Raw genomic sequence first — 7,467 nt, forward strand, 5'->3', positions numbered from 1 at the left:
CAAGCTGGCCAAATGACTGAAATTTTGAGGAAAAGAGGCTTTAGTGCATATAAATAGGGCGCTGACAGCTATTATTCTGATAGTGAATCGGTTTTACATCGGATGCCTTTTTTGATCGATGACTTGCTGACGGTCAATGCTTCATAGCGCCCATGACGGGCTTGCGGACCTGAACTTCGACTTCCTTCATCGGCATGTTCTGCGCCTTCATCGACTGGCCGCCCTCGGCTGCAAAGCGTGCCGGATTGGGCAGGGCGCCCGTCCATTCATAAGCCACTTCCCCGGCCGGATGCTTGTACCAGCCCGGGTCTTTGTAATCGCCGGGCTTTTGGTCCTTGCGCACCTTGACCATGCTGAACATGCCGCCCATCTCGACCGAGCCAAATGGCCCCTCGCCGGTCATCATTCTTTCGGTATTGTCTGGCAAGGGCATTTCCATCTCGGCCATGTCGGCCATCCCACGCTCGCCCATCACCATGTAGTCGGGAATGACGTTGGTGATGTCGCGGGCGACCTTGCGGTGGTCCACGCCAATCAGGGTCGGCACGTCGTGGCCCATGGCGTTCATCGTGTGGTGGCTCTTGTGGCAATGAAAGGCCCAGTCACCTTCCTCGTCGGCCAGAAACTCGATCTGCCGCATCTGTCCCACCGCCACATCGGCCGTCACCTCGGGCCAGCGGCTTGACTTGGGCGTCGGGCCGCCATCGGTGCCAGTCACGGTGAATTCATGGCCATGCAGGTGCATCGGGTGGTTGGTCATGGTCAGGTTGCCGATGCGGATGCGCACCTTGTCGTTCTTGCGCACCACCAGCGGGTCGATGCCCGGAAACACCCGGCTGTTCCAGCTCCACAGGTTGAAGTCGAGCATGGTCATGATCTTGGGCGTGTAGGCGCCGGGATCAATGTCGTAGGCATTGAGCAGGAACACGAAGTCGCGGTTCACCTCATCAATCAGGGGGTGCTTGGCCTTGGGGTGCGTGATCCAGAAACCCATCATGCCCATGGCCATTTGCGTCATTTCGTCGGCATGCGGGTGGTACATGAAGGTGCCGGGACGTTTGGCCACGAATTCGTAGACAAACGTCTTGCCGACCGGGATGGCCTTCTGGGTCAGACCCGACACGCCGTCCATGCCGTTGGGCAGGCGCTGGCCGTGCCAGTGCACGCTGGTGTGCTCGGGCAGCTTGTTGGTCACAAATATGCGCACCCGGTCGCCCTCGACCACTTCAATGGTGGGCCCCGGCGACTGGCCGTTGTAGCCCCACAGGTGGGCCTTGAAGCCGGGCGACATCTCGCGCACGACCGGTTCGGCCACCAGGTGGAATTCCTTCACGCCGTTGTTCATCCGCCAGGGCAGCGTCCAGCCGTTAAGAGTGACCACCGGGTTGTAGGGACGGCCGGTGCTGGGTATCAACGGCGCCATGGTGTCGGGTTTGGTTTGAAAAACGGGCTCAGGCAGAGCGGCCATGGCCACCCGGCTCACTGCTGCGGCGGCAACTGCCGTTGTCAGCGCGCCGGCGCCAGTCAGGAAATTTCTTCTGTTCGTCATAGGAGTTTTCGTTCAATGTGTTTCGTGAATCTGGACGTGACTGGATTCAGTGGCCAGCTGCGTCACCGCCGCCACTGGCAGCAGGCGATGCCATTGCCAATGCGGTCGGCTTGCCGGTCATGGACGCGGCGAGTGCGGCATCGGCCAGCCAGAACTGCTGGTAGGCGTTGAGGGCGGCGGTGACGCTGGCAATCTGGTCGCGGTTGTCGGCCAGCAACTCGAACACCCCGATCAGCATGCCGTTGTAACGCAGCAGGTTTTCATCGGCCATGGTCCGGCGCAGCGGCACGATTTCATCGCGGTAATGCCGGGCCACGTCGTAGGCGGTCCGGTAGGCCGAATAACTTTCGCGTAGTTGCGACGACGCGCCGCGAACCGCGCTTTCATACCGGTTGGCCGCCGCCAGCGACTGCGCGTTCATGGCATCTCGCTTCGCTGTGCCCCAGTCAAAGATAGGTAGACGAATGCCCAGTTCGTAGCCTCTTCGCGGCGTGCTGGTGCCTGCCGCGTTGTCGAACACGGTGTCGCGGCGCACCCCAAGCTCCACGTCAACCAGACTGGTGATCAGGTTCAAGCCTTGCGACTTGCCCGCGTTGTCGAGTTGCAGGCGCGCCATCTGCACATCTAGGCGTTGCTGGGTCGCCGTGGCGTTCACCACGGCGGCCTGTCGCGGCTCTTTGGGCAGGTCAGGCAGCCGCTCTGGCAGCTTGAGTTGCCCGGCTTGCGCATCCGTCAAGCCGAGTTGTCGTATCAGTTCTTCTCTGGCGGCAGTGCTGGCATGCTGGCTGGATGCCAGTTGCGCCGCACTGTCGGCGTAAAAACTTTGCTGGCGCGCGCGCTGAAGCTTGGTGAAATTGCCGACCTGCTGCATGCGCCGCGCCAGTTCGGCGCTCGCCTGCGCGCTGCGGTTGATCTGGTGTGCATACGCCAAGGACTGCTGCGCTGCGACGGCGCGCACCCAGGTCTGGCGCACCTGGGTGACCTGTTCCACTACATTGGCGCTGAGCTGTACCCTTGCCTGCGCCATCTGGCCCCGTGAAATCTCCATGCGCCGGGGCAGCGTAAGAAGATCGAGCAGGCCAAAGGACAGCAGCCGGCCCAGTTCCAGTTCATCAGCAAAGCGGATTCGCTCGAACGTGAAAATGGGATTGGCGATGCGGCCTGTCTGGTTGGCCTGGGCCATGTCGGCCCAGCTCTGGGCCAGCAGGGTTTGCACCGCCGGGCTGTTGGCCAGTGCCAATTGAACAGCCTCATCCATGCCCAGGGGTTTGGCCAGCAAATCGCTGCTTAGCCTGGCTCTGGCTTGAGCTTGCTGATCGGTACGGCTGAGTTCCAGCTTGCCCTGGGTGAAGGTGTTGGTGGTATCGTTCGCGTCCCGCACGGTCTGGTCCATGTTGACCGATGCGCAGCCCGCCAGCAGCAGGCTGGCCGCAGCCAGAGCGGTCAATCTAAAAATTGTTTTCATGGTTGTTCCTGTCACGGTTTGGGCGGTGCTGTGCCGGAGTCAAGCTTGGCGGGACCTTCTTGAGCCTGGGATTGACTGGCTTCCTTGGCGTACTCGCGCCAGCCACCGATGCGCGCAGTGGCGTCGTTGGCTTCTTTCCAGTTGACCGTTTTTTCTTCGGTGTAGCGCTGGTAGCCCTCAAGCGCCGAGCGGTAGGGTAGCGACGCAGCGTCAGTCGTGGCTGTCGGAACGACGGGTTTTGCAAGGGGAACTGCAGCGGTTTGCGCAGCGGCCAGGGGGGTCCACAGGGACGCCATCAGCACAACCAGTGCAGCGTGCAAGCTGGAATCGAGACGAATATTCACAAAATTCTCCTGAAATACAAGCGATGCGATGGGGAAAATCGCGGTTGTCCGGACATCACAGGGATGTAAATGCCACAAGGGGCCATGCCGGCAGCAAGTACAGACCCAATACGGGCCTGGAGATTAGGAAATCGGTGGTTTTTGGCGCAGTGCGGCTTCAGCACTGGAAAATTGGGCAACTGCCGCCCAAGGCAGCATGCTCAAGTTGAAAACGGCAGTCACGTCGGTCCCCGTTGGGGACAACGCGACAGTATGGCAGGCCTGACAGACGCTGCAGGATTCGCAGTGGGCATCTGCGGCGTGAGATTCTGCATCAGAAGCATGGCCTGGGCAGTCGGCTGCAGTTGGGGTCACATCTGCCGCCACTGTTTCGGTATCTTGATGAGCTTTCGTCCCAGCTTCATGACCGTGAGTTGCTATTGTTTTTGTAGCGGTTTGCTGTTGCTGCTGCACCTGGCTCGAAAGCATTCCCGTCGCCATCGCGTCACTGACCCAGCCGCGCAAAGGCAGCAGGGCGATCATGAGGATAAGGAACAGGTGGCGCATGGGTTGGTCAGATATAGGAGATTTTTAGTAGTTCATTTTATATTGCGAGGCAGCAAACCGTTAACGGCAGCATTGCCCAACGCGCAGGCGCTTACCCTGCCGGCCAGTAGGCAACAAATTCACTCGATCTAAACGGGCATGGTCAACATTTATTGCAACAAAGCCTATGCGAAAGTGCAACGAGAACTAAGTTCTAGCGGCTCAAGTGTGTCCGCATGGCATTGGAAAGTCTGGCAACCTCATCACCTTTCATGGCGATCGATTTGCCATCCTTGGTTTGCATCATCTCCCCTTCTTGCATACGATAGGGCGCCTGAATTTATTTTCCATTGCCATCTTGCCATCTTGCCGTCTTTAAACAGGTGCACTGTCGAACCATCTTTAAGTTCTACAGACTTTTCGATGCCCGCTTGATCGACTGCAAATGCAGACAGACCCGAAAAATGAGACCAAACCCAACGACGGTTTTGACAATAGACATGATAAAAATCTTTCCTGGCGCTTTGTAATAGGCCCAAGGAAATCGACCAGGGTTGAGATGCCAGCCTTTGCATCACTGATGGCAATGTAGAGTACGGGGTCAGACACCTGCCTGACCGGAACATTACGATTTTGATATATTCGATACAGTCAACCACCAGCAGGGATTTCAAGTTAATCATCCTTGCCAGATGCAGCCGCAAATCTCGATAGAGGTAGTTGAGAAATAATTTTTGCTGGAAATGACAGCGTGAAAATTGTTCTTCCGCTCATCAGACTTTGCGCGTTCACCCGTCCCCCATGCGCTGACATGATGGATCGCGCAATCGCCAGGCCAAGACCTGCGCCACCGTCAAGACGGGCTCGGGCAGAGTCAACCCGGTAAAAGCGGTCGAAAATGTGTTGCAAATGATCCGGGGCGATACCATCCCCTTCATTGACTACAGCCAATGTGGTGCTCTCATTTTCAACAGTTATCAACAAGTCGACTTTGGAATTGGCTTGCGCATGGCGAATCGCGTTGGACACGAGATTTGTAATTGCGCGCTGCACCAACAGGCGGTCGCCCAAGACAGTCGCCGCGCCTGTGACTTCAACCGTCAATCCTCTCTCTTCCGCAATCAGCGATAAATACTCCGCGACCTGCTGGGCCTCTCGGGCCAGTTCGACCGGCTCACATTTGAGAATATTCTCGTTGTGGTCTGCGCTGGCGATGAAAAGCATATCGGAAATCAAGCGGGACAGGCGTTCGAGTTCTTCGACATTGCCTTCCAGGACCTCTCGCAGGTCAGCAACTGTGCGGGTTTTGGAAAGCGCCACCTGCGTTCTCCCCAAAAGCGTTGCAACGGGGGTGCGCATTTCATGGGCGAGCTCGCCCGAAAACTCCTGCAGTCTTTTATAACCGTCATCAATGCGCTCCAGCATGCTATTGAACTCCTCCGCAAGCTCATAGAGCTCCGTTGGCAACTCCGAAGAAGACACCCTGCGGCTGAGGGACTGAGTTCCGATGGATGCGGCCAATCGATGGAATCGTCGCAAAGGAGCCAAACTGGTGCGCGCAATGAGCCAGGCGCCAAGTGCCACGATGAGCAACAGTATTGGCAACGCGACCAATGTGGTATTGATGAAGCCACTCAGCAGCTTGCGGTCATGGCGCCGGTCCAAAGATAGGTAATAACGCACCGCTTTACCATTGACGATCGGACCGATGCCTCGAATGGCATTGAGTTGGCCACCGTTGGGCATCCTCCACTCCTCAATGGACGCATTGCTAACCGCACTGGCGTCCAGCGCAGACACTGATTGCTTTGCGATTTCGGAAAAGCTCGCCACCCATTGACCACTGGCTGGGTCAGTCAAGGCCAAATGCAGGTCATCATGGCCAATCATCAGATCCCCAAACCTGTGCTGGTTCTGAAGAATTGCTTCAGGTGTTGGCATTTCAGACAATATATGCAGCAGCAGGTCGCGCTTTCCCTTGAGCTCTTCGGCTGCACGTGCATCGAGCTGTTGTGACAGGGCATAAAAACCGACCACAATGGCCCCACCCGTGACGATGAGGCCGAAGAATGCACTGGTGGCCGCGATTCGTGCCGCCAGTGACTTCTGAGACCAGAAGTTGAGTAGCGTGCGTTGCGTCACACTGGATTCCGGCGTTCAAGAACGTAACCTACCCCGCGCACCGTGTGAATCAGCTTTTCGTCAAAAGGATCGTCGATCTTGGCGCGTAGCCGTCTGATCGCCACTTCAACAACATTGGTGTCCGAATCAAAATGGATGTCCCATACGAGCGACGCAATCTGTGTCCTGGAAAGCACCTCACCCGTCTTCTGGGCCAGAAGGGTCAGCAAGGCGAACTCTTTGGCGGAAAGGTTGATTCGCTGGCCTGCCCGGGTTGCCCGGTGACGCACTGGATCTATCTCAAGATCTGCTGTCCGTAAAACGGGATCATTTGTAATTGGCTGGCCGCGTTTGAGCAATGCGCGCACCCTTGCCAACAGCTCAGGAAACTGAAAGGGCTTGACCAGGTAATCATCAGCGCCCAAGTCAAAGCCGCGCACCTTGTCGTCGGTCTTGTCGCGGGCGGTGAGCATTAAAACGGGTACTTGCTTGGATGTGCGCAGCGCTGACAGCACAGCAAATCCGTCAATGCCTGGCAGCATGATGTCCAGAATCACCAACACATGATCGCCGTTGGCAGCCGCGTGAAGGCCGTCCGTTCCGTTGTGGGCAACCTCAACGGCATAGCCACTTTCCGTCAGGCCCTGGCGCAAATACTCTGCAGCCCTGGGCTCGTCCTCAATCACCAAAATCTTCAAAATGGGCTCCCACCGTACATAACGTATTCGTAATCTGCCAGTCAGCCCGGTGTTGACACCCGGCTTCTACATTAAGAACCGTGATGCAGCAGTTGCATCCAGGTTGCTCCCAGGCTTGGGACAGCACAGTCGACATTAAAGGAGCTTGATCATGTCTATTCGTAAAACCATTGTTGCCCTGGCCCTTGTGGGTGCCGCCCTTCCTGCTGCATTTGCCAACAGCGGCACCACTTGGGTTGGAGGCGACCGAGGCTTTGAGTTTCATCCCGGCAACAGCACCAAAAGCCGCGCTGAGGTCCAGCAAGAGTTAGAGGCTTTCCGCAAAAATCCCTTCACTGCCGACGGCACCAAGATCGTCAATACCGACAAAGGTTTTATCAGTCCTCAGCACAGTTACGCATTTCAGGGTGGCACCCTTGTCCATACGGACAGCCTGGCACATGACACCCCGAAGCCCAATCTGGTGATGACGGATGCAGAAAAGCGCCTGCAGCGTGAACTGTACCGCCGATAAACACCACATCAGTCAATGATCAAACACACGTAGGAGTTCTATGAAGACAAAAATCCATGCATTGCTGGTCGCTGCAGCCCTGTTTGCGGGGAGTTCCGGGCTGGCGATGGCTGCCTCTGACGCGCAGACTGCGCCCTTGAACGCAACTGCAACGCCTGCCGTTTCAACAAAGTTGACTAAGGTGGGCCCCTGAGTCAAGACAAATTTGAACTCAGTTTAAGTTGCACTCGATTCCACTCGCAGCTGGACGG

10 protein-coding genes are annotated in these 7,467 nt (G+C 57.1%); 2 read left to right on the forward strand and 8 right to left on the reverse strand.

Annotated elements, in window-relative coordinates; genetic code table 11:
- Positions 1–133 precede the first annotated feature (133 nt).
- The 8 genes from ACP7AD_RS17060 to ACP7AD_RS17095 all read right to left on the reverse strand — a co-directional run bounded on the left by ACP7AD_RS17060 (position 134) and on the right by ACP7AD_RS17095 (position 6,702).
- Complete coding sequence (locus ACP7AD_RS17060; RefSeq protein ID WP_426148898.1) at positions 134–1,549, reverse strand: multicopper oxidase family protein; 1,416 nt, start codon at positions 1,547–1,549, stop codon at positions 134–136.
- Between the two features lie 46 nt (positions 1,550–1,595).
- Positions 1,596–3,014: a TolC family protein gene (locus tag ACP7AD_RS17065; RefSeq protein ID WP_426148896.1), complete on the reverse strand. Its 1,419-nt coding sequence runs from the start codon at positions 3,012–3,014 to the stop codon at positions 1,596–1,598.
- A gap of 11 nt (positions 3,015–3,025) precedes the next feature.
- Entirely contained in the window at positions 3,026–3,358 is a 333-nt protein-coding gene (locus tag ACP7AD_RS17070) for a hypothetical protein (protein ID WP_426148895.1), read from the reverse strand.
- A gap of 123 nt (positions 3,359–3,481) precedes the next feature.
- A complete protein-coding gene (locus ACP7AD_RS17075; protein WP_426148894.1) occupies positions 3,482–3,904 on the reverse strand; it encodes a hypothetical protein in 423 nt (140 codons plus the stop codon).
- Positions 3,905–4,097: 193 nt separating this feature from the next.
- Positions 4,098–4,190 (reverse strand): CopK family periplasmic copper-binding protein, encoded by a 93-nt coding sequence (locus ACP7AD_RS17080; RefSeq protein ID WP_426166340.1) that lies wholly within the window; start codon positions 4,188–4,190, stop codon positions 4,098–4,100.
- On the reverse strand, positions 4,147–4,557 hold the full coding sequence (locus ACP7AD_RS17085; RefSeq protein WP_426148893.1) for a CopK family periplasmic copper-binding protein: 411 nt from the start codon (positions 4,555–4,557) through the stop codon (positions 4,147–4,149). Before ACP7AD_RS17085 ends, ACP7AD_RS17080 begins: the two co-directional genes overlap by 44 nt.
- 1 nt (position 4,558) lies before the next feature.
- Positions 4,559–6,025 (reverse strand): heavy metal sensor histidine kinase, encoded by a 1,467-nt coding sequence (locus ACP7AD_RS17090; RefSeq protein WP_426148891.1) that lies wholly within the window; start codon positions 6,023–6,025, stop codon positions 4,559–4,561.
- Positions 6,022–6,702: a heavy metal response regulator transcription factor gene (locus tag ACP7AD_RS17095; protein WP_426148890.1), complete on the reverse strand. Its 681-nt coding sequence runs from the start codon at positions 6,700–6,702 to the stop codon at positions 6,022–6,024. Before ACP7AD_RS17095 ends, ACP7AD_RS17090 begins: the two co-directional genes overlap by 4 nt.
- 151 nt (positions 6,703–6,853) lie before the next feature.
- Between ACP7AD_RS17095 and ACP7AD_RS17100 the strand changes: the two genes are divergently transcribed.
- Together ACP7AD_RS17100 and ACP7AD_RS17105 are read left to right on the forward strand one after the other, a co-directional pair.
- Positions 6,854–7,216, forward strand: coding sequence for a DUF4148 domain-containing protein (locus ACP7AD_RS17100; protein ID WP_426148888.1), 363 nt, complete (start codon positions 6,854–6,856; stop codon positions 7,214–7,216).
- A 40-nt stretch (positions 7,217–7,256) separates the two neighbouring features.
- Positions 7,257–7,409 (forward strand): hypothetical protein, encoded by a 153-nt coding sequence (locus ACP7AD_RS17105; RefSeq protein ID WP_426166343.1) that lies wholly within the window; start codon positions 7,257–7,259, stop codon positions 7,407–7,409.
- Positions 7,410–7,467 lie beyond the last annotated feature (58 nt).

Source organism: Polaromonas sp. DSP2-3-2b2 (assembly GCF_049895905.1).
Lineage (GTDB): Bacteria > Pseudomonadota > Gammaproteobacteria > Burkholderiales > Burkholderiaceae_C > Polaromonas.

Bases quoted from the DNA above. Each gene is read 5' to 3' on its own strand.
- ACP7AD_RS17060 (WP_426148898.1), bottom strand. From the start codon at position 1,549: ATGACGAACAGAAGAAATTTCCTGACTGGCGCCGGCGCGCTGACAACG.
- ACP7AD_RS17065 (WP_426148896.1), bottom strand. From the start codon at position 3,014: ATGAAAACAATTTTTAGATTGACCGCTCTGGCTGCGGCCAGCCTGCTG.
- ACP7AD_RS17075 (WP_426148894.1), bottom strand. From the start codon at position 3,904: ATGCGCCACCTGTTCCTTATCCTCATGATCGCCCTGCTGCCTTTGCGC.
- ACP7AD_RS17080 (WP_426166340.1), bottom strand. From the start codon at position 4,190: ATGATGCAAACCAAGGATGGCAAATCGATCGCCATGAAAGGTGATGAG.
- ACP7AD_RS17100 (WP_426148888.1), top strand. From the start codon at position 6,854: ATGTCTATTCGTAAAACCATTGTTGCCCTGGCCCTTGTGGGTGCCGCC.
- ACP7AD_RS17105 (WP_426166343.1), top strand. From the start codon at position 7,257: ATGAAGACAAAAATCCATGCATTGCTGGTCGCTGCAGCCCTGTTTGCG.